A 25,836-nucleotide genomic window follows, 5' to 3' on the forward strand; every position below is an offset into this window, starting at 1 on the left:
GGCTTTCGATGTCAGATCTGCTCACGTCCATGCAAGCCGCGCTTGGTTTGCCCACGACCCCGATCACCTTCACCGGCGTCGGCGCCCTGCCGTCGGCGTTCGCCGTCACGGAGCTGGCCTGCGCCAGTATCGCCGCAGCCGGCCAAGCCGCCGCCGAGCTCATCCACCAGCAAACCGGCCGTCTGCCGGCCCTGGAGGTCGACCGACGGCTGGCGTCGTTCTGGTTCTCCACCTCCTTGCGCCCCATCGGCTGGAGCGTACCGCCGATGTGGGATCCGGTAGCCGGCGACTACCCAACCACCGACGGCTGGATTCGCCTGCACACCAATGCGCCGCATCATCGCCTTGCTGCGGAAAAAGTCCTCGGCACCTGCACCGACCGCGCCGACATGGCGGCCAGGGTGGCCCGCTGGAACAAGGCCGAGCTGGAGCAGTCGGTGGTCGAGGCGGGCGGTTGCGCCGCCGAGATGCGTTCATGGCAAGCGTGGCAAACCCACCCTCAAGGCCTGGCAGTCAATGCCGAGCCGCTGGTGCAACTGAGTGAAACGACTGGAGAGCAGCGCAAGCCCTGGCTCGGCTCCGTGACCCAGCCACTGGCGGGCCTCAAGGTACTGGATCTGACCCGCGTACTGGCAGGCCCCATCGCCAGCCGGTTCCTCGCAGGCCTGGGAGCCGACGTGCTGCGCATCGACCCGCCGAGCTGGAACGAGCCCGGCGTGGTGCCGGAGGTCACCCTCGGCAAACGCTGCGCGCGCCTGGATTTGCACCGAGCTGAAGATCGCGTGGCCTTCGAGGCTCTGCTCAAGGACACCGACATCCTCCTGCATGGCTACCGCGCCGACGCCCTGGAACGTTTGGGCTACGGTGCCGAACAACGCCAGCGAATCGCCCCTGGTCTGATCGATGTCAGCCTCAACGCCTACGGCTGGAGCGGCCCCTGGCAGAACCGGCGCGGCTTCGACAGCCTGGTGCAAATGAGCAGCGGCATCGCCGAAGCCGGGATGGGCTGGAAACACACAGACAAGCCAACCCCGCTGCCGGTGCAGGCCCTGGACCACGGCACCGGATACCTGATGGCCGCCAGCGCGATTGTGTTGCTGTCCCGACGATTGATGAGCGGCCAGGGCGGCTCGGCACGCTTGTCACTGGCGCGCACGGCGAAGCTCTTGATCGAGCGTGGCGCGGGGGATCCGACCTCATTGCGGGCCGAGGCCGAGGATGATCAGGGACTGGTGGTCGAACAGACGCCGTGGGGACCGGCCCATCGCCTGCAGGTGCCCTTGAAAATCACCGGAACACCCCTGCAATGGACCTTGCCGGCGGCGGAGTTGGGCGCGCATCGGGCCCGGTGGTGACGACCGTCCGTGTGGCGAGGGGATTTATGTGGGAGCAAGGCTCGCTCCCATAGCCCCCCTCAACTCCCCCAAAACAGTGACCTTCGCCTCAAAGCGCCAAAAACCCACTGTACAACCCATAAGCCGCCATGCCCGCCCCGGCCATCACGCACGCAAAGACCCCCTTCTCAACGTGGGTGAACAAGGGCTGCCCCTGTTCGCGCTTGGCCTGGGCAAACAGAATCACCCCCGGCGCATACAACAGCGCCGACAACAGCAGGTATTTCACGCCACCGGCATACAACAGCCACACCGCGTAACACAGGGCAACGCCACCGATGCACAGGTCTTTCATGCGCCGGGCCGAGGCCTGTTCATAGGTTTCCCCACGGGCGCATAGCAGCACCGCATAGGCCGCCGACCACAGATACGGCACCAGAATCATCGACGAGGCGAGATAGATCAGGCTGGTGTAGGTACCGGCGGAAAACAGCGTGATCAACAAAAACAGCTGGATCATGCCATTGGTCAGCCACAGCGCATTGACCGGCGCATGGTTGGCGTTTTCCCTGGTCAGGAATGCCGGCATGGTCTTGTCCCGGGCGGTGGCGTAAAGAATTTCCGCGCACAACAACGCCCAGGACAGCAGCGCGCCGAGCAGTGACACCGCCAGTCCCACACTGATCAGCAACGCGCCCCACGGCCCGACGATATGCTCCAGGACGCCGGCCAAGGATGGGTTCTGCAACTGCGCCAGTTCAGGCTGGCTCATGACCCCCAGGGACAGCACATTCACCAGCACCAGCAACGCCAACACCCCGAGGAATCCGATCACTGTCGCACGCCCTACGTCCGCGCGTTTTTCTGCCCGCGCCGAATACACACTGGCGCCTTCGATACCGATGAACACGAACACCGTGACCAGCATCATGTGCCGCACCTGGTCCATCACACTGCCCAGGTCCGGGCTCAGTGTGCCCCAGATATCGCGGGTGAAAATCTCGGCCTCGAAGGCCACCCCGGCCATTACAACGAACATCAACAGCGGCACGATCTTGGCCACGGTGGTCACCAGGTTGATGAACGCCGCTTCTCTGATGCCCCGCAGCACCAGGAAATGCACCGCCCACAGCAGCAACGATGCACAGCCGATGGCCACCGGCGTATTGCCTTGGCCGAACACCGGGAAGAAATAGCCCAAGGTACTGAACAGCAGCACGAAGTAACCGACGTTGCCCATCCAGGCGCTGATCCAGTACCCCCAGGCGGACGAAAAACCCATGTAGTCACCGAACCCGGCCTTGGCATAGGCATACACGCCCGAGTCCAGTTCCGGCTTGCGATTGGCCAGGGTCTGGAACACAAAGGCCAGGGTCAGCATGCCGACGGCGGTAATGGCCCAGCCAATGAGCACCGCTCCGACATCCGCCCGAGCCGCCATGTTTTGCGGCAGGGAAAAGATCCCTCCACCGATCATCGACCCCACCACCAATGCGATCAGGGCGCCGAGGGGTAACTTTTCGATGGGCTGCGGCATGTTCTCTCACTATTTAAATAAGTAAATAAAGCGACATAACGTTTTTGAATAACGCCATCCACGAAAAGTCCAAATACTTATGGACCGACCATTGTCCAATGGCATCAATTAAAAAGTCCATGTGGCAAGATTATTTTTGTCATGTCAGCAGCCTACAAAATAGTTGCGACTCATTGAAAATCAACTAGCGTGAATAATCCCGAGGGAAGGAAACTTTATATTCCCCTGCCGAACGGCCCATAGAGTGGGCCTTTCGCACAACTACAGACGCCTACGGACGCCGTTAACGCCTTCATTAACAATGGAATGTTGTCATGCACTGATCCAGATCAGCTATTCAACTTTCAAATCGACTTAGTCTGTTGATTCTCTTCTCCTGCGCTGGAGTCTCGCAAATGTCTGATACCCCCGCAAAACTTCGATTGGGTGCACTGGTCGCCCTGGTCGTCGGTTCGATGATCGGCGGCGGAATCTTTTCCTTGCCGCAAAATATGGCGGCCAGTGCCGATGTCGGCGCCGTGCTCATCGGCTGGGCCATTACCGCCGTCGGCATGCTGACCCTGGCTTTCGTATTCCAGACCCTGGCCAACCGTAAACCCGATCTGGACGGGGGTGTATATGCCTATGCCAAGGCCGGGTTCGGTGACTACATGGGCTTCTCGTCGGCCTGGGGTTACTGGATCAGCGCTTGGCTGGGCAACGTCGGTTACTTCGTGCTGTTGTTCAGCACCCTGGGCTACTTCTTCCCGGTGTTTGGCGAGGGTAATACCGTCGCGGCGGTGATCGGTGCATCAGTGCTGCTCTGGGCGGTGCATTGGCTGGTCCTGCGGGGCATCAGAGAAGCGGCGTTCATCAACCTGGTGACCACCATCGCCAAGGTGGTGCCGCTGTTGCTGTTCGTGCTGATCGCGGTGTTCGCCTTCAGGCTCGATATCTTCACCGCCGATATCTGGGGCTTGAAGAACCCGGACCTGGGCAGCGTGATGAATCAGGTGCGCAACATGATGCTGGTCACCGTGTGGGTGTTCATCGGCATTGAAGGGGCGAGCATATTTTCCGCCCGCGCCGAGAAACGCACAGACGTAGGCAAGGCGACCGTGATCGGTTTCATCACCGTGCTGCTGTTTCTGGTGCTGGTGAACGTGCTGTCCCTGGGGATCATGACCCAACCTGAACTTGCAAAGTTGCAGAACCCGTCCATGGCCGCCGTGCTGGAGCACGTCGTCGGCCATTGGGGCGCGGTACTGATCAGCGTCGGCCTGATCATCTCGCTGCTCGGTGCCCTGCTGTCCTGGGTGCTGCTGTGCGCCGAGATCATGTTCGCCGCGGCCAAGGACCACACCATGCCCGAGTTCCTGCGCCGGGAGAACGCCAACCACGTACCGGCCAACGCCCTGTGGCTGACCAATGCGATGGTCCAGCTGTTCCTGATCATCACTTTGTTCTCGGCCAGCACTTACCTGTCACTGATCTACCTCGCCACCTCGATGATCCTGGTGCCCTACCTGTGGTCGGCGGCTTACGCCGTGCTGTTGGCGGTACGCGGCGAGACCTACGAAAACGCCCTGGCCGACCGCCGCAAGGATCTGACCGTGGCGGCTATCGCCCTGATCTACGCGGTGTGGCTGCTGTATGCCGGCGGGATCAAATACCTGCTGCTCTCCGCCCTGCTCTACGCCCCCGGCGCGATCCTGTTCGCCAAGGCCAAGCGCGAGCTGGGCAAACCGATTTTCACCTCTGTCGAGAAGCTGATTTTCGCCGCAGTGATCGCAGGCGCCCTGGTGGCCGCCTATGGGCTCTACGACGGCTTCCTGACCTTGTAGCTGGCTGATTGTCTTAACTGGAGGATTTGTAATGACCACGGAAAAAGTGAAATACGGCGTTCATTCCGAAGCCGGTAAATTACGTAAAGTCATGGTGTGTTCCCCAGGCCTGGCCCATCAGCGGCTGACCCCGAACAACTGCGACGAGCTGCTTTTCGACGACGTAATCTGGGTCAACCAGGCCAAGCGCGATCATTTCGATTTCGTCACCAAGATGCGCGAGCGTGACATCGACGTGCTGGAAATGCACAACCTGCTGACCGACATCGTCGCCATCCCCGAGGCCCTCGACTGGATCCTGCAGCGCAAGATCACCGCCAACTCGGTGGGCCTGGGCCTGGTGAATGAAGTCGGTTCCTGGCTGCGCAGCCTGGAGCCACGCCATATCGCCGAATTCCTGATCGGCGGCGTCTCGGCCGATGACCTGCCGGACAGCTTCGGCGGGAAAACCATCCAGATGTTCCGCGACTTTCTCGGGCACTCAAGTTTCATCCTGCCGCCGCTGCCCAACACCCAGTTCACCCGCGACACCACTTGCTGGATCTATGGCGGCGTGACGCTGAACCCGATGTACTGGCCGGCACGCCGCCAGGAAACCCTGCTGGCCAGCGCCATCTACAAGTTCCACCCCGAGTTCACCCAGGCCGACTTCCAGATCTGGTACGGCGACCCGGACCAGGATCACGGCAACGCGACCCTCGAAGGCGGCGACGTGATGCCCATTGGCAACGGGGTCGTGCTGATTGGCATGGGCGAACGCTCATCGCGCCAGGCCATCGGTCAACTGGCGCTGAACCTGTTCAAGCACAAGGCCGTGGAACGGGTGATCGTCGCCGGCTTGCCGAAATCCCGCGCCGCCATGCACCTGGACACCGTGTTCAGCTTCTGCGATCGCGACCTGGTGACGGTTTTCCCGGAAGTGGTGAGCCAGATCGTCGCCTTCTCCCTGCGCCCAGACGAGAGCAAGCCCGGCGGCATCGATGTGCGTCGCGAAGAAGGCAGCTTCCTCGATACCGTCGCTGCGGCCCTCAAGCTGCCGGCGCTGCGCGTGGTGGAAACCGGCGGCAACAGCTTTGCCGCCGAACGCGAACAATGGGATGACGGCAATAACGTGGTGGCCCTGGAACCGGGCGTGGTGATCGGCTACGACCGCAACACCTACACCAACACCCTGCTGCGCAAGGCCGGGGTGGAAGTCATCACCATCAGCGCCAGCGAACTGGGCCGCGGCCGGGGCGGTGGTCACTGCATGACCTGCCCGATCATTCGCGACCCGATCGACTACTGACCTTTGAGCCTGGGCCGGTATTCACCCAATACCGGCCCAGGGGATAACCGAAACCCAAGGAGATCCAAATCATGGCTTTCAACATGCGCAACCGCAGCCTGCTGAGCTTGATGCACCACACCAACCGCGAACTGCACTATCTGCTGGACCTGTCCCGCGACCTCAAGCGTGCCAAGTACACCGGCACCGAGCAGCCACACCTCAAGGGCAAGAACATCGCGCTGATCTTCGAGAAAACCTCGACCCGCACCCGCTGCGCCTTCGAAGTCGCGGCCCATGACCAGGGCGCCCACGTCACCTACATCGACCCGGTGTCGTCGCAGATCGGCCACAAGGAAAGCATGAAAGACACCGCCCGGGTGCTGGGACGGATGTTCGACGCCATCGAGTATCGCGGCTTCGAGCAGGAGATCGTCGAGGAGCTGGCCAAATTCGCCGGCGTGCCGGTGTTCAACGGCCTGACCGCTGAATTCCACCCCACTCAAATGATCGCCGACACCCTGACCATGCGCGAGCACAGCGACAAGCCGCTGCACGACATCAGCTACGCCTACTTGGGCGATGCCCGCTATAACATGGGCAATTCGCTGCTGATGATCGGCGCCAAACTGGGCATGGACGTACGCATCGGTGCGCCAAAGGCCCTGTGGCCGCACCAGGATTTCATCGACCAGTGCCAGACCTTCGCCGCCGAAAGCGGCGCACGCATCACCATCACCGAGGACCCGAAGGAAGCCGTCAAGGGTGTGGACTTCATCCACACTGACATCTGGGTCTCCATGGGCGAGCCGGTGGAAGCCTGGGACGAGCGCATCGAGCAACTGCTGCCCTACCAGGTCAACGCGCAAATGATGAAGGCCTCGGGCAACCCGCGGGTGAAATTCATGCACTGCCTGCCGGCGTTCCATAACAGCGAAACCAAGGTCGGCAAGGACATCGCCGCGCGCTATCCGAACCTGGCCAACGGCGTGGAAGTGACTGAGGAGGTGTTCGAATCCCCGGCCAACATCGCCTTCGAGCAAGCGGAAAACCGCATGCATACCATCAAGGCGATCCTGGTGTCGGCGCTGGCGGATATCTAGAACCTCAGGCAACTCGCGCGTTCTGGAGCAGAACTGTGGGAGCAAGGCTTGCCCGCGATGCAGACACCTGGGTGTAGCTGATGGACCAGGCGATGCCATCGCGGGCAAGCCATGCTCCCACAGGCCAGCTCCCACAAGGGGGCCGAGTCGTCCATTATTTCTCTGTCAGAGGACAGCATTATGCGCATCGTCGTAGCCCTGGGCGGCAACGCCCTTCTGCGTCGGGGTGAACCCATGACCGCCGACAACCAACGCAGCAACATCCGCACGGCGACCGAACAGATCGCCAAAATCCACCCTGGCAACGAGCTGGTCATCGCCCACGGCAATGGCCCCCAGGTCGGCCTGCTGTCGCTGCAGGCCGCGGCCTACACCTCGGTCTCGCCGTATCCGCTGGACGTGCTCGGCGCCGAGACCGAGGGCATGATCGGTTACATCATCGAACAGGAACTGGGCAACCTGCTGGACTTCGAAGTGCCGTTCGCCACGTTGTTGACCCAGGTCGAAGTGGACGCCAACGACCCAGGTTTCCAGAACCCCACCAAGCCCATTGGCCCGGTCTACACAAAGGCTGAGGCGGAAAAACTCGCGGCCGAAAAAGGCTGGTCCATCGCCCCGGATGGTGACAAGTTCCGCCGCGTGGTCGCCAGCCCTCGCCCCAAGCGCATCTTCGAAATCCGCCCGATCAAGTGGCTGCTGGAAAAAGGCAGCATCGTGATCTGCGCTGGCGGGGGTGGTATCCCGACGATGTACGACGCCGACGGCAAGCTACGGGGCGTGGAAGCGGTGATCGACAAAGACTTGTGCTCGGCGCTGCTGGCTGAACAACTGGAAAGCGATCTGTTGGTGATTGCCACCGATGTCAACGCCGCGTTTGTCGATTTCGGCAAGCCGACCCAGAAAGCCATTGCCCAGGCCCACCCCGATGAAATGGACAAGCTGGGGTTCGCCGCCGGTTCCATGGGGCCGAAAGTCCAGGCCGCCTGCGAATTTGCCCGCAACACTGGCAAGGTCGCGGTGATCGGCTCACTCTCGGACATCGAAGCGATCGTCCAAGGCACCGCCGGCACCCGCATCAGCACGGCCCAACCTGGCATCGCTTATCGATAACAGGAAACTTGCGGGGCAGATTCACGGTCTGCCCTACACCCACGCCTTCGAAGGAGAGTCGTTTATGGCCATGTTCGAACCCGGTCACCTGCACATGGAACGCCATGCACTGAACAAGGATGATTTCAGCTATAACCTGTGCATCGACTATAAGGTCGACCAGAACAAAAAAGAGGGCACGGGCATGTCGTTCCGGGTGCATGGCACCGTTGAAGACAAGCCCGTGGACGAAGAATTTTTCCTGGCCAAGGACCAAGCCTTCGACTTCGCCCGCCATGCCACGCGCATCGCCCAGAAATACGGCCTGCCCAAGACCGCCAGCATCGGCTCGATGCACAAGTACTACGACGAGATGTTCGAAGACGTGCGCAAGCAACTGGACGTCAAGCCGGGCGACCCGATGAAGCCTGAACACCTGGAGTAATCTGGTTCAAAGCCCCAATTCCCTGTGGGAGCGAGCCTGCTCGCGATAGCGGTGCAACAGTCAACATCAATGGGGGCTGACCCACCGCATTCGCGAGCAAGCCCGCTCCCACAAAGGGTTATCAGCGTCCTGAATATCGGTTCCATCAAACCACTGACTGGCTGGCAACCCGCTACGGCTGACCTATGCTGAAAGTAGTACCCACGGGTATTCGTTCAGAGGTCATCGCCATGAACATCAAAACAAAAAGACGCCTCGCCATTTTTGTCACCTGCACCGCCACGCTTGCGCTGTATGGCACGGCGGCCTATCGGGTCGAACAGACCAGGCAACTGCCGCGTGAATACGCCAGTTGCAACTTCGAACGCTGCATTCCTCACACCGCGACCCTGAACGCCTTGCGCTGAGGCGTGTTCAGTCGTCCGGTTGATCGGTCTTGAGCCGGTCCCGGAATGCCTTGGGAGAGATGCCAACCCGCCGGCGAAACAACCGGGTGAAATTGGTCGGGTCGGAAAAGCCGAGCATTTCAGAGATCTCGTAGATCGTCATGCCGGTGTACGTCAGCAGCCGTTTGGCCTCCAGCAGCTGGCGCTCATGCATGATCTGCAGGGCCGGCTGCCCCGCCAGTTCCCGACAGGTGCCGTTGAGGTGCGACACGGAGATGCCCAGACGATGGGCCAGGTCTTCGACCTTGACATGCTGGCGATAGGTTTCTTCCACCAACTGAATGAACCCGTTGAGGTACTCCCGCGCGCGTTGTGGGCGCTGGGCCTGCGTGCGCCGCTGCATCACCTGACGACTGACCCAGACCATGATCACGCTGACCAAGGCATGCATCAGCATTTCCCGGGCCGGCTGATGCCCACCGTATTCAGCCTGCAGGGCGCTGAACAGGCTATTGAGGTACTCGGCATCTTCCAGGGCCGGGTAGCTTTCGGCCTGGGCCAGCACGTTGACCGAATGACCCAGCTGCGATTGCAGGTGCGCCACCAGCGGTGCGGCCAGGGTCACCACGTAACCCTGCACATCCTCGGAAAAACGGAAGCCATGCACCGACAACGGCGGCAGGATCTGCACCGCCGGCTCGTCGAGCTGTGTGCGCTGGCCTTCGATTTCCAACTCCGCCTGGCCCTTGAAGACAAACAACAACTGACAGAGATCGGCGTGCCGATGGGGTTTGATCTCCCATTGGTGCTCTCGGCTGCGCTTGGAAATGGTTTCACAGTGCAGCAGGTCCGGGGTCGGCCAATCCTGGCTCTCGCCGTAGAGCTTGAATACCGGGATTGAAGGCAGGTCTGTTTTTTTCATCACGAGGATCGGCCTGGGTTGCGGGCGATAATCGCACCGATTGGTAGAAAGTACAGGTATCGGCTCAGTTTTCCCCTTCAATTGACAGGTCCGCAAGCGAAAAATGCAAGCACCCCAATCAACACCGACCCTGGTCAGGTGCTTCGTGCGAGTCATAACAACAATGAAAACCCTCAAGACCCAAGTTGCCATTATCGGTGCCGGCCCTTCTGGGCTGCTGCTCGGCCAGTTGTTGCACAACGCTGGAATTGACACGGTGATCCTCGAACGCCAGACCCCGGACTATGTGCTGAGCCGCATCCGCGCCGGTGTGCTGGAGCAAGGCATGGCCCAACTGCTGCGCCAGGCCGGCGTCGGCCAGCGCATGGACGCCGAGGGACTGCCCCATGACGGCTTTGAGTTGGCGCTCAACGGTCGTCGGGTGCACATCGATCTGAAGGGGCTGACTGGCGGTAAAAACGTCATGATCTACGGCCAGACCGAAGTCACCCGCGACTTGATGGCCGCCCGAGAAGCCGCCGGCGCCCGCACGCTTTATCAGGTCGGCGATGCCCAGCCCCACGACATGCAGACCGACAGCCCCTTCGTGACCTTCGAGCACCAAGGGCAAACCTGGCGCCTGGACTGCGATTACATTGCCGGTTGTGACGGTTTCCATGGTGTGGCGCGCCAGTCGATCCCCGCGGAAAAACTCAAGGTCTTCGAGCGGGTCTACCCGTTTGGCTGGCTCGGCATCCTGGCCGACACCCCACCGGTTCACGAGGAGTTGGTCTACGCCCGTCACGAACGTGGTTTTGCCCTGTGCAGCATGCGTTCCAAGACTCGCACCCGTTATTACCTGCAAGTGCCCGCCGAGGAGCAAGTGGCCGATTGGCCGGACGAGCGCTTCTGGTCTGAACTGAAAAACCGCCTGCCAGCCGACCTGGCCCAAGCCCTGGTGACAGGTCCCTCCATCGAGAAAAGCATCGCGCCGCTGCGCAGCTTCGTGGTCGAGCCGATGCAGTATGGACGGATGTTCCTGGTGGGGGACGCGGCCCACATCGTTCCGCCCACCGGCGCCAAGGGGCTGAACCTGGCGGCCAGCGACGTCAGCACGCTGTTCAACATTCTGCTCAAGGTCTATCGCGACGGCCGTACGGACTTGCTGGAAAAGTATTCCGCCATTTGCCTGCGACGGGTGTGGAAAGCCGAGCGTTTCTCCTGGTGGATGACGTCCATGCTGCACCGCTTCGACGACGACGCCTTCAACCAGCGCATCAGCGAAGCGGAGCTGGAATATTTCGTCGACTCCGAGGCGGGTCGAAAAACCATCGCGGAAAACTACGTCGGACTTCCTTACGAGGCTATCGAATAGCCGGCTATCGACTTAAACTGCGGGCTCAGTCCTATTCGCCCCCCAGGCGTGATGCCCGCAGGTTCTGCCTTGACTCAACTCCATACCTCCCAAGCCCCACAGCCTGCCATCCGTAGTGTGCTGGTGGCCCTGATGCTGGCGATTTTTCTCGGCGCATTGGACCAGACCATCGTCGCCGTCTCGATGCCGGCCATTTCCGCCCAATTGGGTGATGTCGGCCTGCTGGCCTGGGTGATTTCCGGCTACATGGTCGCCATGACCGTGGCGGTGCCGATCTACGGCAAGCTCGGTGACCTCTACGGTCGGCGGCCGTTGATGCTGTTCGGCATGGGGCTGTTCACCCTGGCCTCACTGTTCTGTGGGCTGGCGCAAAACATGGAGCAACTGGTGCTGGCGCGCATTTTCCAAGGCATCGGTGCCGGCGGGATGATCTCGGTGAGCCAGGCGATCATCGGCGACATCGTGCCGCCCCGCGAACGTGGCCGTTATCAGGGCTATTTCAGCAGCATGTATGCGCTGGCCAGTGTGGCGGGGCCGGTATTGGGCGGCTACATGACCGAGTACCTGTCGTGGCGCTGGGTGTTCCTGATCAACCTGCCCTTGGGCCTGGGGGCCTGGCTGATTGCCCGGCGCACCCTCGTCGGGTTGCCGGTGCCGCACCGTAAGCCAATCATCGATTACCTGGGCACCGTGCTGTTGATCATCGGCCTGACCGCGCTGCTGCTGGGCATCACCGAGGTTGGCCAGGGCCACGCCTGGCACAGCAGAGAGGTACTGGGGCTGCTGGGTTGCGCCGTGGTGGCATTGTCAGTGTTCATCTGGCAGGAGCGCCGGGCTCGGGAACCGTTGTTACCGATGCACCTGTTCGTCAACCGCAACGCCGTGTTGTGCTGGTGCACGGTGTTTTTCACAAGTTTCCAGGCGATTTCCCTGACCGTGCTGGTGCCGTTGCGCTATCAGAGCGTGACCGGGGCTGGCGCCGACAGCGCAGCGTTGCACTTGTTGCCGCTAGCGATGGGGTTGCCCATAGGTGCTTATTTCGCCGGACGCCGTACCTCGATCACTGGCCACTACCAACCGATGATCCTCAGCGGCGCCCTGCTCTTCCCGTTTGCGATCCTCGGCATGGCCTTCACCCCGCCCGACGCGTTCTGGCTCAGCAGCCTGTTCATGCTGCTCAGCGGTATCGCTTCCGGCATGCAGTTCCCGACTTCGCTGGTGGGGTCGCAAAATTCGGTGCAACAACAGGACATCGGGGTCGCCACCAGCACCACCAACCTGTTCCGCTCCCTCGGCGGCGCCGTGGGTGTAGCGCTGATGTCGGCGTTGCTGCTGGCCTTGCTGCAGGACTCAAGCGTTGCCCAATTCGCCGGTTCGTCGCCGTTGGGTGAAGGGCATTCCGGCAATGTTTTGCTGGATGGATTGAACGCTGCCCCCGGCGAAGCACAACACGCCTTGCGTCAGCAATTGCAGACGACGTTCCGGCATTTGTTGCTGATCAGCGCCGCGGTGTCGTTGTTGGGGCTGGCGGCGGCAGTGGCGATGCCCAATCGCGTGTTGCGTGGGCGGGATGACAAGGCTCAATAACCTGTAACACACGATCTCTGTGGCGAGGGAGCTTGCTCCCGCTCGGTTGCGCAGCGACCGCAACATTTTTGGGGCCGCTTCGCAGCCCAGCGGGAGCAAGCTCCCTCGCCACAAAAGCATCATTGCCACAAAATCTCTTCAAGCCGGCGCCACCACTCCCTCCAGCGGCGCCACCCCACTCATCCCATCCTTCATCCGCTTGGCATCGCGCACGAAACAGCGCGACGCCAGGAACAGGAACACCATGGTCAGGAACAGCGCCACCGGAATCAGGAACATCGCGTCATGCAAACCAATGGCCTTGAACGCCTCGGTCATCTGCGAGGCGCCGGTCGCGGCCATGGCCGCATGGGCAAAGTAGTCAGACAAGCCACCCACCACCACCGGCCCCATGCCTCCGCCCAACAGATACAACCCGGCAAAGAACAACGCCATCGCCGTGGCCCGCAGACGCGGTTCGACTACGTCCTGGATCGCCGTGTACACGCACGTATAAAAGGTATAGGCAAACAACCAGCCGACACTGAACACCGCAACGAACACACCAATTTCAATCCGTCCGGCATACAACGCCCAAGCGGTGGTGGCCGTGGAGATCACCAGGCTGAACGCGGCGAATAGCAGGCGTCCGTTGGGCACCCGTTGATGAATCTTGTCGGCAATCCAGCCGCCCAGGGTCAACCCGAACAGCCCGGTCACGCCCACCATGATCCCGGTGGCAACCGCCGCGTCGTGCAGCGGCATCAGGAAATAGCGCTGTAACATGGGTACCAGGAACGAGTTGCAGGCATAGGTGGCGAAGTTGAAACACAGCCCCGCCAACACCAGCCACAGAAAAGTAGGAATCGCCAGCACCCGACGGATTGGCTTGTCGATTTTTTCCTGGGAGATCTGCACCGCTTCCGCCGCGCCGCGCTTGGGCTCCTTGATGAAAAACATAAACACCGCCAGCACCAGCCCCGGCACCGCCGCGATAAAGAACGGCGCGCGCCAGCTGTCGAAGGCCTTGACCATCGCCCCGATGGTGAAGAACGCCAGCAGCAGACCGATCGGCAGGCCGAGCATGAAGATGCCCATGGCCCGCGCCCGACGGTGGGCCGGAAACAGGTCGCCGATCAGCGAGTTGGCCGCTGGCGCGTAACTGGCTTCACCGATTCCCACGCCCATGCGTACCACCAGAAACGCCCAGAAACTGCCCACCAAGCCATTGACCGCCGTCAGCCCGCTCCAGGTCGCCAGGCCCCAGCCCATCAACTTGCTGCGCGAACCGGTATCGGCCATGCGCCCCAGCGGCAGCCCGGCGATGGCGTAAACGATGGTGAAGGCGGTGCCGATGATGCCGATCTGGAAGTCGCTGAGGCTCCACTCCATACGGATCGGCTCGATGATGATCGCCGGGATGGTGCGGTCAAAGAAGTTGAACAGGTTGGCCAGGAACAGCAGGAACAGAATGCGCCAGGCATTCGCCGCTTGGGTCGAGTTCTGCATGGGTCCGTCTCTTTATTGTTATGGGGCACGGCGAGGCATCCGAACCCGGAGTCTGCAATCTAGACAGCGGCGCGCAGGCTGTCTCCAATCATTCGCATGACTGATACCCGGCCATGGCGGGCGGCGTGTTTAGTGACTATGGTCAATTCCCTGAAGCAATTGACATCATTTTGCCTTATTTCGACTAAAGATCGCCTTCCGATGGCCGATTCAACCTATCAGGAAAGATTTTCCCGAGCGCTGCTCAGGCTGCCCCCCCTGAACGCTTGGGCCGACCTTCGCGCCGTCAAGGACGCGAGCTCCCATCCGCGATGGTTTGATGACAGTGGTCATCGAACCGACCAGTTCAGGCATATGGCGCACAATGACCTCTAAAAAAACAGCCACTGCAGTATCCGATCTTACGTTGAGCCCGGCCGCCAACGGTCCTGAAACCCCGAAGCCGCCGAGGCGCTCACGTTCCCTGTCGACTCAGCAGTATCTGTATTTCACCGAAACCAACACCGACCGCATCCTCGACAACCTCGACGGCCTGCGTGACAGCGTGTTCCCGCGCCCGCCGCACCTGGTGGACGACGAAAGCGAACGCGATCAGCAGGAGTTCCCGTCCGTATGCCTGATCGGCCTGGGTCGCTGTGGCTCCAACATCGCCCTGGACGTAGCCGAGCTGGTGTACAACGCCCGCAAGTTCTACCTCAACGAGTTCAATGCCGAAGACAAGGGCTACAGCGACAAGGGTTACAGCCCGGCGCAGTGGATCCGCAACAATTTGCGCCTGGGCACCAGCAAGGTGAGCAAGCCGGTGTTTTTGGTCGAGCCGTTGGTGATGCTCGGCGACCTGGACAAGGACATCGCCGGACGCATCCGTTTTTCGCGCAAAGGCGAAAAAAGCGGCTTTTTGCGCGACTACAGCAAAATGAAAATCATGGACCTGTCGGAAGTCCATGCCGGGGGCGCCGGTAACGCGCCGATCCTGGGCCAGTACCTGGCCAAGATCATCCTGAACAAGGACACCCAGCGTTTCTCCAGCCCCGACTGGAAAATGATCCACTCGTACCTGATCGACAGCTGCGGCATCAAGGCCAACCAGTCGCGCCTGTACTTCTCGATCTTCAGTGCCGGTGGCGGTACCGGTTCGGGCATGGCCTCGGAGTTCGGCCTGGCTCAGCAGTACTCGTACATGAACAAGACGTTCGACACCAAGCCGATGGACGAACACGACAGCAAGAGCGGTCATTCCTTCGTCTTCGAGCCGATCTTCACCAGCGGCATTTGCGTACTGCCGAATATTTCCGATCACCGCAGCGAAATGTCCGAGGCGCTGCACATCAACGCCGGACGTCTGCTGTGCAAGTACCTGTCGGAAGAATGGGATTTCTCGTACAACTTCGCCAACGAAGACAGCAGCGAAGCCAGCGTGATGGGCCGCATCCGCCCCTGGAACGCGATGATGCTGATCTCCAACGACATCATGCGCTACGCCGAAGAGAGCGATGACGGCAACATCCAGAACATTGATGTCAATGCCATGGAGAAGCACGCCAACCAGTACATCTCCCAGCAGATCTTCAACATCCTGACCGCCCAGGCGGTGACCACCGACTACGACCAGAACTATTTCCGTCGTGCCGGCATCGACATTGGCGAAACCATTCGCCTGGACGCCAACGACCTGTTCATGAGCCTGGCCGGCCCGGTGGCGATTGCCTACGCCGAGTCCGTCGTTCCGGAAACCCCAGCGCCCAGCGGCGACAAGTTCAAGGTGTTCGAGAAGGAGCCGCCGCGCCTGAACATCGACGACTTGTTCTTCCGCTCCATCGACCTGCCGCACTTCAACAAAGTCACCCAGGCCATTGAAGGCATCAGCCTGTTGCCGATCGAATCCAAGCGCTACCGCGCCTCGCTGGAGCAGTACAAGAATTCCGGCTACGACGCCGCGGCCCTGCATGACCTGCACTTCTTCAAGAACTGCTCGTCGGTGGTGTCGATCGTCTCGTTGCCCAAGGACTACAAGCTGTCCTACATGGACCTGAACCGGCTCAAGACCCACCTCAACAGCCTGTTCCCCAACACCACCCTCAAGCGTTACGCGCTGGTGATCGGTGCCTCGGCCAACCTGTCGCTGACCACCCTGATCGCCAAGAGCCCCTGCCTGTCGGATGACTTCCTGACCCTGATCGTGGCGTTCATCAAGCGCTGTTTTGCCCGCACCCCGTATCGCTTCGATGACACCCTGGACAACTCGATCCTGGACTTCATCATCAACGAAGACTTCGACGAAGAGCGCATCGACGATCTGCTCAACGAGTTCGAAAACCCGGCGAAGATCCTCGACACCAACTGGTACGCGATCAAGCCGATGTACGAGAAGAAATACCGCGAGCTGATCAGCGACAAAGACAAGTTTGTCTCGATCAACGACATCCGCCTGTCCCGCGACTGCGTGAAAAAGGCGATCAAGTATTTGCGTGAGATCTACCGTCACCGCATCGGCAAGACCAAGGTTATTTCCCTGAATAACCATACGGGCAAGACTTATTGAGGCAGGCGCAGGACCGCGTCGCGCCAATCGCGAGCAGGCTCGCTCCCACATTAATCGCGTTCTTTCTGAGAACCGCGGCTCACTGTGGGAGCGAGCCTGCTCGCGATTGGCGGCCTTGACCAAAACACAAAATCAACATTCAGAAACAATTAAGCAGCCCAACGGCTGCCCAATAAACTGTTCCCGTTACGTATACGTCACCCTCCGCTGTGGCGTTTCACCACGGCAGGATGCCATCACGCTACTCACCTACACACTTTTACTCCGCAGAAAATACGAACCAACTTGGTGCAGACATCAAACCGATGCCCTTTCCTGGACCATAATCCACGGTGAAACCACCACCGCCCATAGCTGCGGATCGCGTTCGAAAAAGTCCAGCGCCCGCGTTTCAGACAGCTTGGCCACCTGGTCGGCAGCCAGCCAGGCGGCGACTTTGGTACCTTCGTCCTGGGCAACGGCCTCGGCCGCGGCGATCAGATCCAGGGCCGGGTCGACCCACAATAGGGCACCCTTGGCAAAGAACGGCTCCAGCTCCTTCCAGGTGATGGATGCGGTTTCACCAAGCAGTTTGGCATAGAGGGTGCTAGGTTCTTGATTCATGGGAGCTGTCCGGAAAAGAAATCGGCGCGAATGATAACGTCGGTGGTCTGGCAGAAAAACCCGGTAGCAATTGGAGTACCGATTGGAAAGCGCAGGAAAGCCAGGGATTGCCGATTTGTCCGGACGAACCCCGCCGCCATTCTGTCTTTTTCTTTCAATTAAGCGACACCCTCAGGTTTTGCCCCCAAGCGCCAGCTTCCCTTGCCAACAATCGGCGCTCTACACTGTACCGGTACAGTTGCCGGGGGCATTTTCCGCGAGGATATCCAAGATATCTGACCCGGTTCTGCTGCTTCGGCGCCAGGACTATAAAAACTACAACAGCATGAGTGGAGCACTATGACTAAGGCTACTAAGCAGATTTCCAAACTGTTTGCCGCTATGGTTCTGGCCGGGGTTGCCAGCCATTCGTTCGCCGCCGACACCATCAAGATCGGCATCGCCGGCCCAAAGACCGGCCCCGTAGCCCAATACGGCGACATGCAATTCAGTGGCTCCAAAATGGCCATCGAGCAGATCAACGCCAAGGGCGGCGTCAACGGCAAGCAACTGGTCGCCGTTGAATACGATGACGCCTGTGATCCAAAACAAGCGGTCGCGGTGGCGAACAAAGTCGTCAACGACGGCGTCAAGTTCGTGGTCGGCCACCTGTGCTCCAGCTCCACCCAACCGGCTTCGGACATCTATGAAGACGAAGGCGTGATCATGATCACGCCAGCCGCTACCAGCCCGGACATCACCGCTCGCGGCTACAAGATGATCTTCCGCACCATCGGCCTGGACAGCGCCCAGGGCCCTGCCGCCGGTAACTACATTGCCGACCACGTCAAGCCGAAAGTCGTTGCGGTCCTGCACGACAAGCAGCAATACGGCGAAGGTATCGCCAGTGCCGTGAAAACGACCCTTGAGAAGAAAGGCGTGAAAGTCGCCGTGTTCGAAGGCGTGAACGCCGGCGACAAAGACTTCTCCTCGATGATCGCCAAGCTCAAGCAAGCCAACGTCGACTTCGTCTACTACGGCGGCTACCACCCGGAGCTGGGCCTGATCCTGCGTCAATCCCAGGAAAAAGGCCTGAACGCCAAGTTCATGGGTCCGGAAGGCGTGGGTAACGACTCGATCTCGCAGATCGCCAAGGAAGCTTCCGAAGGTTTGCTGGTGACCCTGCCGAAATCCTTCGACCAGGATCCGGCCAACATCGCCCTGGCTGACGCGTTCAAAGCCAAGAAGGAAGACCCGAGCGGTCCGTTCGTGTTCCCGTCCTACTCGGCCGTTCAAGTGATTGCCCAGGCCATCACCGAAACCAAGAGCGAAGACCCGGAAAAAGTGGCTGAAGCCATCCACGCCGGTACTTTCAAGACCCCGACCGGTGACCTGAGCTTCGACGACAAGGGCGACCTGAAGGACTTCAAGTTTGTGGTTTACCAGTGGCATTTCGGCAAACCTAAAACCGAAGCTTCGCCTCAGTAAGGCCTGGCCTGACTGACTGCCAATAAAGCCCACGGCGTGCCGTGGGCTTTGTTTTAAATGTATTGGGCCGCGCTGGCGTGATCCGCCAGTCTCCCCACCTGAAAATCTCAAAACCGTCATCAGCGGTTCGCTGGCAAACCTCGTGCTCGAAGTGGATGCAGATCCACGGGGCCGGGCGGGAAAATGACTCCACCAGTGAAATGCGTATCAGGTTTTTAGGAGCGCTGTAATGCCTGACATCTATCACTTCTTCCAACAGCTGGTTAACGGCCTGACCGTTGGCAGCACGTATGCCCTGATCGCCATCGGCTATACGATGGTTTACGGCATCATTGGAATGATCAACTTCGCCCACGGCGAGGTGTACATGATCGGCTCCTACGTGGCGTTCATCGCCATCGCCGGGCTGGCCATGATGGGACTCGACAGTGTCCCGCTGTTAATGACCGCGGCGTTCATCGCGAGCATCGTGGTGACCAGTTCCTATGGCTACAGCATCGAACGGATCGCCTACCGCCCCTTGCGCGGCAGCAACCGTCTGATCCCGCTGATTTCGGCCATCGGCATGTCGATCTTCCTGCAGAACACCGTTCTGCTGTCGCAAGACTCCAAGGACAAATCCATTCCCAACCTGATTCCGGGTAACTTTACCTTCGGGCCAGGGGGGGCACAGGAAGTGCTGATTTCCTACATGCAAATCGTGGTGTTCGTGGTGACCCTGGTCGCCATGCTCGGCCTGACGCTGTTCATCTCCCGTTCCCGCCTGGGCCGCGCCTGCCGTGCCTGCGCCGAGGACATCAAGATGGCCAACCTGCTGGGCATCAACACCAACAACATCATTGCCCTGACCTTCGTCATCGGCGCGGCCCTGGCGGCCATCGCCGCCGTGCTGTTGAGCATGCAATACGGTGTGATCAACCCCAACGCCGGATTCCTCGTGGGCCTGAAGGCCTTCACCGCCGCGGTACTGGGCGGCATCGGCAGCATCCCCGGAGCCATGCTCGGCGGGCTGGTGCTGGGCGTGGCGGAAGCCTTTGGTGCCGACATCTTCGGCGATCAATACAAGGACGTCGTGGCGTTCGGCTTGTTGGTTCTGGTGCTGCTGTTCCGGCCGACCGGCATCCTGGGCCGTCCGGAGGTTGAGAAGGTATGACTAAACATCTTAAATCGGCGCTCTTCAGCGCGCTGTTGGTCTGGGCGGTCGCGTACCCGGTACTCGGCCTGAAACTGACCATCGTGGGCATCGATCTTGAAGTGCACGGCACCAGCCCCGCCATCCTGGCGACCATCGCTGCGTGTTCGGTGCTGATGTTCCTGCGGGTGCTGTTCAGCACGCAGATCAGCGCCGCCTGGAAGGCCTCGCCCGGCCTGCCGATAGTCCCGGCCAAGGCCAGCAACTTCCTGACCCTGCCGACTACCCAGCGCTGGATCATCCTGGCCCTGATCGTCATCGCGTTGGTCTGGCCGTTTTTCGGCTCTCGCGGTGCGGTGGACATCGCCACCCTGATCCTGATCTACGTGATGCTGGGCCTGGGCCTGAACATCGTGGTAGGGCTGGCCGGTCTGCTGGACCTGGGTTACGTCGGCTTCTATGCCGTCGGCGCCTACAGCTACGCGCTGCTGTCCCATTACTTCGGCTTGAGCTTCTGGATCTGCCTGCCAATTGCCGGGATGATGGCCGCCACCTTCGGTTTCCTGCTGGGTTTCCCGGTGCTGCGCTTGCGCGGTGACTACCTGGCAATCGTGACCCTGGGTTTCGGCGAGATCATCCGTCTGTTCCTGCGCAACCTGACCGACATCACCGGCGGCCCGAACGGCATCAGCAATATCGAGAAGCCGACGTTCTTCGGCCTGACCTTCGAACGCAAAGCCGCCGAAGGTCTGCAGACCTTCCACGAGTACTTCGGACTGCCCTACAACTCGATCAACAAGGTGATTTTCCTCTACCTGGTTGCGCTGTTGCTGGCCCTGGCTGCGCTGTTCGTCATCAACCGCCTGCTGCGCATGCCTATCGGCCGTGCGTGGGAAGCGCTGCGTGAAGACGAGATCGCCTGCCGTGCCCTGGGTCTGAACCCGACCGTGATCAAGCTTTCGGCTTTCACCCTCGGTGCCGCCTTCGCCGGTTTCGCCGGTAGCTTCTTTGCTGCCCGTCAGGGCCTGGTGACGCCGGAATCCTTCACCTTCATCGAGTCGGCGATCATCCTCGCCATCGTGGTGCTGGGTGGGATGGGCTCGCAGCTGGGTGTGATCCTGGCGGCAATCGTGATGATCCTGTTGCCTGAAATGATGCGTGAATTCAGCGAATACCGCATGTTGATGTTCGGCGCCTTGATGGTGCTGATGATGATCTGGCGTCCTCAAGGTCTGCTGCCTATGCAACGCCCGCACATGGAGCTGCGCAAATGAGCCGCGAGATCCTGAAAGTCGAAAACTTGAGCATGCGCTTCGGCGGCTTGCTGGCGGTCAATGGCGTGGCCCTGACCGTGAAAGAGAAACAGGTCGTTGCATTGATCGGGCCGAACGGCGCGGGCAAGACCACCGTGTTCAACTGCCTGACCGGCTTCTATCAGCCTACCGGCGGCACGATCCTGCTGGACGGCGAGCCGATCCAGGGCCTGCCTGGTCACCACATCGCCCGCAAGGGTGTGGTGCGCACCTTCCAGAACGTGCGGCTGTTCAAGGACATGACGGCGGTCGAGAACCTGTTGATCGCCCAGCATCGTCACCTGAACACCAACTTCTTTGCCGGTCTGTTCAAGACCCCGGCGTTCCGCAAGAGCGAACGCGAGGCCATGGAGTTCGCCGAGTACTGGCTGGAGAAGGTCAATCTCAAGGAGTTCGCCAACCGTACCGCCGGCACCCTGGCCTACGGTCAGCAACGGCGTCTGGAAATCGCCCGCTGCATGATGACCCGTCCGCGGATCCTCATGCTCGACGAACCGGCCGCCGGCCTGAACCCGAAAGAAACCGAAGACCTCAAAGCGCTGATCGGCGTGCTGCGCGAGGAGCACGATGTCACCGTGTTGCTGATCGAGCACGACATGAAGCTGGTCATGAGCATTTCCGACCATATCGTCGTGATCAACCAGGGCACGCCGCTGGCCGACGGTTCGCCGGAACAGATCCGCGACAATCCTGAAGTGATCAAAGCCTACCTGGGGGAAGCGTAAATGCTGCAGTTCGAAAACGTTTCCACCTTCTATGGCAAGATCCAGGCCCTGCACAGCGTCAACGTCGAAGTCCGCCAGGGCGAAATCGTGACGCTGATCGGTGCCAACGGTGCCGGCAAATCCACCCTGCTGATGACGCTCTGCGGTTCGCCCCAAGCCCACAGTGGCAGCATCCGCTACATGGGTGAGGAACTGGTGGGCCAGGACTCTTCGCAAATCATGCGCAAGAGCATCGCCGTGGTGCCGGAAGGCCGTCGGGTATTTGCCCGACTGACCGTGGAAGAAAACCTCGCCATGGGCGGTTTTTTCACCGAAAAGGGTGATTTTCAGGAGCAAATGGACAAGGTGCTGCACCTTTTCCCCCGCCTGAAAGAACGCTTTAGCCAGCGCGGCGGCACCATGTCCGGCGGCGAACAGCAAATGCTCGCCATCGGCCGTGCGCTGATGAGCAAGCCCAAGTTGTTGCTGCTCGACGAACCGTCCCTGGGCCTGGCGCCGATCATCATCCAGCAGATCTTCGACATCATCGAACAACTGCGCAAGGATGGCGTGACGGTATTCCTGGTGGAGCAGAACGCCAACCAGGCGCTGAAAATCGCTGACCGGGCGTACGTGCTGGAGAACGGCCGCGTGGTGATGCAAGGCACGGGTGAGGCGCTGCTGACCGACCCGAAAGTACGCGAGGCGTATCTGGGCGGTTGAGTCTGTTGCTGCATGAGAAAACGGCCTTCGGGCCGTTTTTTTTTGCCCAGTTCTCAAGTGAATGCTGTTGTGGCGAGGGGATTTAGCGAAACGTCGCACCGCCCCGTTGGGCTGCGAAGCAGCCCCTAAGGCAGGCAACTCAATCTTCCTGACTCACTGTGGAGCTGGTTTTAGGACTGCTTCGCAGCCCAACGGGGCGGTGCGACGTTTCGCTAAATCCCCTCGCCACAATGGATTTCGAAACAAACAAAAAAAAAGAGAACCTGCTGTAACGCATTCCCCCACCCCCTCTCTAGTTCAGCAGACCGGCGCTAACGCCGGTTCATTTCCTGAAACTGGAGAATCATCATGACTGCTTCGACCCGCACCCTGTCCGCCGCCGCCCTGGCCCTGGCACTTGGCTCTGCCTTGAGCATGACAGGCGTCTCGACTGTCCATGCCGCCGACGACACCATGGAAAAATGCTTCGGTGTCGCTCTCAAAGGCAAGAACGACTGCGCCGCCGGCGCTGGCACCACCTGTGCCGGCACCGCGAAAATGGACTATCAGGCCAACGCCTGGAAATCGGTCCCCAAGGGCACCTGCACCACCCTCAAAAGCGAAACCTCGCCCACCGGCTTCGGCCAGCTTGAAGCCTATAAAGCCAAGTCCTGATCGCATCGCCTGAGGCCTGCCGCCATGTCGAACACCGCTTCCCTCGCCTTCGATACCCGGCTACCGCCGCGGGCGGGGCTGGGGCTCAAGACCGAGCATTTTCGTGAAGTGCTCCAGACCCGACCGGATCTGGGTTTCTTCGAAGTGCACGCGGAAAACTACATGGTGGCCGGCGGGCCGTTTCATTACTTTCTGGGGCGGATACGCGAACAGTATCCGCTGTCATTGCACGGCGTCGGTTTGTCGATCGGTGGAGAGGGGCCGCTGGATGTTGCGCATTTGCAGCGCCTGGCCACACTGATCGAACGCTATCAGCCCCAGTCTTTTTCCGAACACCTGGCCTGGTCCAGCCATGGCCCGGTGTTTCTCAACGATCTGCTGCCCCTGGCCTACGATGAAACGACGCTCAGGCGCGTCTGCGAACACGTCGATCAGGTCCAGTCCAGCCTCAAATGCACACTGCTGCTGGAAAACCCGGCCACTTATCTGGCGTTCGAGGACTCGACCCTCGACGAGCCTGACTTCATCAGTGAAGTCATCCGTCGCACCGGCTGCGGACTGCTGCTGGATGTGAACAACGTCTACGTTTCGTGCATCAACCATTGCCGTGATCCCCAGGCTTACCTCGACGCACTGCCCCTGCAGGCCACCGGCGAAATTCATCTGGCCGGGTTTGCCGAAGACTCCGACAGCCTGGGCGAGCGTTTGCTGATCGATGACCACGGTGCGCCAATCGACAACGAGGTCTGGCGCTTGTATCGCACGGTACTGGCGCGGACCGGGCCAGTCGCCACGCTGATCGAGCGCGACAACCGCATCCCGGCGTTGGCAGTGCTGTTGGCCGAAGCCGGTCAGGCCGACCAACTATTAAACGCCGCCAGGGTCCAGCCATGAGCCGCTACAGCGAATTCGCCGCCGCCCTGCTCGACCCGCGCAAAGCTTGTCCGCAGGGTTTGACCTGCGCCACCGGCGCCGATCCAGAGAGCCGGTTCGCGGTGTATCGCAACAACGTGCTCAGCTCATTGATCAACGCCCTGGCCGACAACTATCCGGTGGTGGCACAACTGGTGGGCGAGGAGTTCTTCGGCGCGATGGCCGGAATGTACGCCCAGTGCGCCGCACCGCGAAGCCCAGTCATGAGTGACTACGGTGCCGACTTTGCCGGGTTCATCGAACATTTCGAACCCGCCGCCAGCGTGCCGTATCTGGCGGATGTCGCCCGACTGGAGCGCCTGCAGGTGCAAGCCTGGCACGCCGCCGACGCCCGGCCCATGGATGCACAACAGGTCATGCAAGTGCTGTCATCGCCGGCATCCCATGATCATCTGAGGGTCGGTCTTCACCCGTCACTGCACCTGTTGCAATCGCCCTTCGCCGTGGTGGCGATCTGGGCCGCCCATCAGCAAGAGCCCGTCATGCCGGTCGACCCCTTCACGCCGCAATGCGCCCTGGTGCTGCGCAACAACCTGGACGTGGAGGTGTTTGCGATCAGTCCCGGCGCCTATGATTTCCTCAAGGACCTGCTGCAAGGTTGTTTCCTGGGCGCGGCCATTGATGCTGCAACCAGGCGCGACAGCGATCTGGAACTGGAGCACACCCTGGCGCAGCTCATCAGCCATCAAGCCGTCACCCATCTGTTAGCCGAGCAGGTATTGCCATGAACGCCCTGATCACTCGCTCCATTGAATGGCTGGATAAAATCCCTCACAGCCTGATCGCCTTCGTTGGGCGCTTTTGCATCGCGGCGGTGTTCTGGAAATCCGGCCAGACCAAAATCGAAGGCCTGGCCATCGACCTGATCGACGGCACCTTCCAGCTCGGCCTGCCGCGATTGGCCGATTCAACCATTCCCCTGTTCAAAAGCGAATACGCCTTGCCGCTGTTGTCGCCAGAACTGGCAGCGCATCTGGCGGCAGCGGCCGAGCATGTGTTCCCGATCCTGATCCTGTTTGGCCTGGCGACACGCTTCTCGGCCCTGGCCCTGCTGGGCATGACCTTGACCATTCAACTGTTCGTCTACCCCGACGCCTATCCGACCCATGGCACCTGGGCGGCGGTACTGCTTTATCTGATGGCGCGCGGGCCGGGCAAGCTGTCGCTCGACCACCTGATCGCCAGGCACTACGCTCGCTGATCAAGATCGGGACTCCTGTGGGAGCGAGCCTGCTCGCGATAGCAGTGTCAGCTTCAGCACAATTGTTGCCTGACCCACCGCTATCGCGAGCAGGCTCGCTCCCACAAGGTTCGTGTGATGCCTTGCTATCGCTGAAGCCGATCCAGCGCCTCGCCACTGCGCTTGAACCAGTCGATCAGATAATCGGCCAGCACCTGGGTGCGCTTGGGCAAACCGCCCTGGTACGNCG

General features: G+C 60.6%; 23 protein-coding genes and 1 pseudogene. 19 read left to right on the forward strand and 5 right to left on the reverse strand.

Annotated features, from left to right (window positions below; genetic code table 11):
• The first annotated feature begins 8 nt into the window (after positions 1-8).
• Positions 9-1,355 carry a CoA transferase gene (locus tag MKS85_RS23280; protein WP_047228374.1) on the forward strand — a complete coding sequence of 449 codons (1,347 nt, stop codon included), beginning with the start codon at positions 9-11 and terminating at the stop codon, positions 1,353-1,355.
• Between the two features lie 88 nt (positions 1,356-1,443).
• On the opposite strand, the gene arcD (MKS85_RS23285) is transcribed toward MKS85_RS23280, so the two are convergent.
• Positions 1,444-2,871 carry an arginine-ornithine antiporter gene (gene arcD, locus MKS85_RS23285; protein ID WP_047228375.1) on the reverse strand — a complete coding sequence of 476 codons (1,428 nt, stop codon included), beginning with the start codon at positions 2,869-2,871 and terminating at the stop codon, positions 1,444-1,446.
• A gap of 395 nt (positions 2,872-3,266) precedes the next feature.
• Here arcD (MKS85_RS23285) and arcD (MKS85_RS23290) point away from each other — a divergent pair, with 395 nt between their 5' ends.
• The 6 genes from arcD (MKS85_RS23290) (at position 3,267) to MKS85_RS23315 (ending at position 9,005) form a co-directional block, all read left to right on the forward strand.
• The gene (gene arcD / locus MKS85_RS23290; RefSeq protein WP_047228376.1) at positions 3,267-4,694 is read left to right on the forward strand and encodes an arginine-ornithine antiporter; all 1,428 of its coding nucleotides are present in this window, start codon (positions 3,267-3,269) and stop codon (positions 4,692-4,694) included.
• Positions 4,695-4,725: 31 nt separating this feature from the next.
• Positions 4,726-5,982 (forward strand): arginine deiminase, encoded by a 1,257-nt coding sequence (gene arcA, locus MKS85_RS23295; protein WP_076386060.1) that lies wholly within the window; start codon positions 4,726-4,728, stop codon positions 5,980-5,982.
• Positions 5,983-6,053: 71 nt separating this feature from the next.
• Positions 6,054-7,064 (forward strand): ornithine carbamoyltransferase, encoded by a 1,011-nt coding sequence (locus MKS85_RS23300; protein ID WP_139050985.1) that lies wholly within the window; start codon positions 6,054-6,056, stop codon positions 7,062-7,064.
• Between the two features lie 180 nt (positions 7,065-7,244).
• Positions 7,245-8,174: a carbamate kinase gene (gene arcC, locus MKS85_RS23305; RefSeq protein WP_188252313.1), complete on the forward strand. Its 930-nt coding sequence runs from the start codon at positions 7,245-7,247 to the stop codon at positions 8,172-8,174.
• Between the two features lie 64 nt (positions 8,175-8,238).
• Positions 8,239-8,598 (forward strand): DUF5064 family protein, encoded by a 360-nt coding sequence (locus MKS85_RS23310; RefSeq protein WP_047228380.1) that lies wholly within the window; start codon positions 8,239-8,241, stop codon positions 8,596-8,598.
• 230 nt (positions 8,599-8,828) lie between these two features.
• On the forward strand, positions 8,829-9,005 hold the full coding sequence (locus MKS85_RS23315; RefSeq protein ID WP_188252312.1) for a hypothetical protein: 177 nt from the start codon (positions 8,829-8,831) through the stop codon (positions 9,003-9,005).
• Positions 9,006-9,012: 7 nt separating this feature from the next.
• On the opposite strand, the gene MKS85_RS23320 is transcribed toward MKS85_RS23315, so the two are convergent.
• On the reverse strand, positions 9,013-9,906 hold the full coding sequence (locus MKS85_RS23320; RefSeq protein ID WP_188252311.1) for a helix-turn-helix domain-containing protein: 894 nt from the start codon (positions 9,904-9,906) through the stop codon (positions 9,013-9,015).
• A 163-nt stretch (positions 9,907-10,069) separates the two neighbouring features.
• On the opposite strand from MKS85_RS23320, the gene pobA reads away from it, so the two are divergent.
• Positions 10,070-11,260, forward strand: a complete 1,191-nt coding sequence (pobA, locus tag MKS85_RS23325) for a 4-hydroxybenzoate 3-monooxygenase (RefSeq protein ID WP_188252310.1) — start codon at positions 10,070-10,072, stop codon at positions 11,258-11,260.
• 51 nt (positions 11,261-11,311) lie between these two features.
• Positions 11,312-12,847 carry an MDR family MFS transporter gene (locus MKS85_RS23330; RefSeq protein WP_171061415.1) on the forward strand — a complete coding sequence of 512 codons (1,536 nt, stop codon included), beginning with the start codon at positions 11,312-11,314 and terminating at the stop codon, positions 12,845-12,847.
• A 138-nt stretch (positions 12,848-12,985) separates the two neighbouring features.
• On the opposite strand, the gene MKS85_RS23335 is transcribed toward MKS85_RS23330, so the two are convergent.
• Positions 12,986-14,335, reverse strand: coding sequence for an MFS transporter (locus MKS85_RS23335; protein WP_107321615.1), 1,350 nt, complete (start codon positions 14,333-14,335; stop codon positions 12,986-12,988).
• A 364-nt stretch (positions 14,336-14,699) separates the two neighbouring features.
• On the opposite strand from MKS85_RS23335, the gene MKS85_RS23340 reads away from it, so the two are divergent.
• Positions 14,700-16,877 carry a hypothetical protein gene (locus MKS85_RS23340; protein WP_047228435.1) on the forward strand — a complete coding sequence of 726 codons (2,178 nt, stop codon included), beginning with the start codon at positions 14,700-14,702 and terminating at the stop codon, positions 16,875-16,877.
• Between the two features lie 297 nt (positions 16,878-17,174).
• On the opposite strand, the gene MKS85_RS23345 is transcribed toward MKS85_RS23340, so the two are convergent.
• Positions 17,175-17,480 carry a DUF2288 domain-containing protein gene (locus tag MKS85_RS23345; RefSeq protein WP_173407312.1) on the reverse strand — a complete coding sequence of 102 codons (306 nt, stop codon included), beginning with the start codon at positions 17,478-17,480 and terminating at the stop codon, positions 17,175-17,177.
• A gap of 339 nt (positions 17,481-17,819) precedes the next feature.
• Between MKS85_RS23345 and MKS85_RS23350 the strand changes: the two genes are divergently transcribed.
• From MKS85_RS23350 to MKS85_RS23390, 9 genes are all read left to right on the forward strand, one after another.
• Positions 17,820-18,947: a branched-chain amino acid ABC transporter substrate-binding protein gene (locus MKS85_RS23350; RefSeq protein ID WP_047228385.1), complete on the forward strand. Its 1,128-nt coding sequence runs from the start codon at positions 17,820-17,822 to the stop codon at positions 18,945-18,947.
• A 229-nt stretch (positions 18,948-19,176) separates the two neighbouring features.
• Positions 19,177-20,100 carry a high-affinity branched-chain amino acid ABC transporter permease LivH gene (gene livH / locus MKS85_RS23355; RefSeq protein WP_047228386.1) on the forward strand — a complete coding sequence of 308 codons (924 nt, stop codon included), beginning with the start codon at positions 19,177-19,179 and terminating at the stop codon, positions 20,098-20,100.
• Positions 20,097-21,353: a high-affinity branched-chain amino acid ABC transporter permease LivM gene (locus MKS85_RS23360; protein WP_047228387.1), complete on the forward strand. Its 1,257-nt coding sequence runs from the start codon at positions 20,097-20,099 to the stop codon at positions 21,351-21,353. Before livH ends, MKS85_RS23360 begins: the two co-directional genes overlap by 4 nt.
• Positions 21,350-22,117 carry a high-affinity branched-chain amino acid ABC transporter ATP-binding protein LivG gene (gene livG, locus MKS85_RS23365; protein ID WP_047228388.1) on the forward strand — a complete coding sequence of 256 codons (768 nt, stop codon included), beginning with the start codon at positions 21,350-21,352 and terminating at the stop codon, positions 22,115-22,117. Before MKS85_RS23360 ends, livG begins: the two co-directional genes overlap by 4 nt.
• Positions 22,118-22,819 (forward strand): ABC transporter ATP-binding protein, encoded by a 702-nt coding sequence (locus tag MKS85_RS23370; protein ID WP_047228389.1) that lies wholly within the window; start codon positions 22,118-22,120, stop codon positions 22,817-22,819.
• 348 nt (positions 22,820-23,167) lie between these two features.
• Entirely contained in the window at positions 23,168-23,473 is a 306-nt protein-coding gene (locus tag MKS85_RS23375; RefSeq protein ID WP_047228390.1) for a DUF2282 domain-containing protein, read from the forward strand.
• Positions 23,474-23,497: 24 nt separating this feature from the next.
• Complete coding sequence (locus tag MKS85_RS23380) at positions 23,498-24,367, forward strand: DUF692 domain-containing protein (protein WP_188252309.1); 870 nt, start codon at positions 23,498-23,500, stop codon at positions 24,365-24,367.
• The gene (locus tag MKS85_RS23385) at positions 24,364-25,134 is read left to right on the forward strand and encodes a DUF2063 domain-containing protein (RefSeq protein WP_188252308.1); all 771 of its coding nucleotides are present in this window, start codon (positions 24,364-24,366) and stop codon (positions 25,132-25,134) included. The genes MKS85_RS23380 and MKS85_RS23385 overlap by 4 nt, the downstream gene beginning before the upstream one ends.
• Positions 25,131-25,607: a DoxX family protein gene (locus MKS85_RS23390; protein ID WP_076386074.1), complete on the forward strand. Its 477-nt coding sequence runs from the start codon at positions 25,131-25,133 to the stop codon at positions 25,605-25,607. Before MKS85_RS23385 ends, MKS85_RS23390 begins: the two co-directional genes overlap by 4 nt.
• Positions 25,608-25,732: 125 nt before the next feature.
• Here MKS85_RS23390 and MKS85_RS23395 read toward each other — a convergent pair.
• A pseudogene (locus MKS85_RS23395) lies at positions 25,733-25,831 on the reverse strand (LysR family transcriptional regulator); the annotation flags it as partial.
• Positions 25,832-25,836: the final 5 nt, after the last annotated feature.

The organism is Pseudomonas sp. JL2 (assembly GCF_031570495.1).
In the GTDB taxonomy this organism is placed as follows: Bacteria; Pseudomonadota; Gammaproteobacteria; order Pseudomonadales; family Pseudomonadaceae; genus Aquipseudomonas; species Aquipseudomonas rhizophila.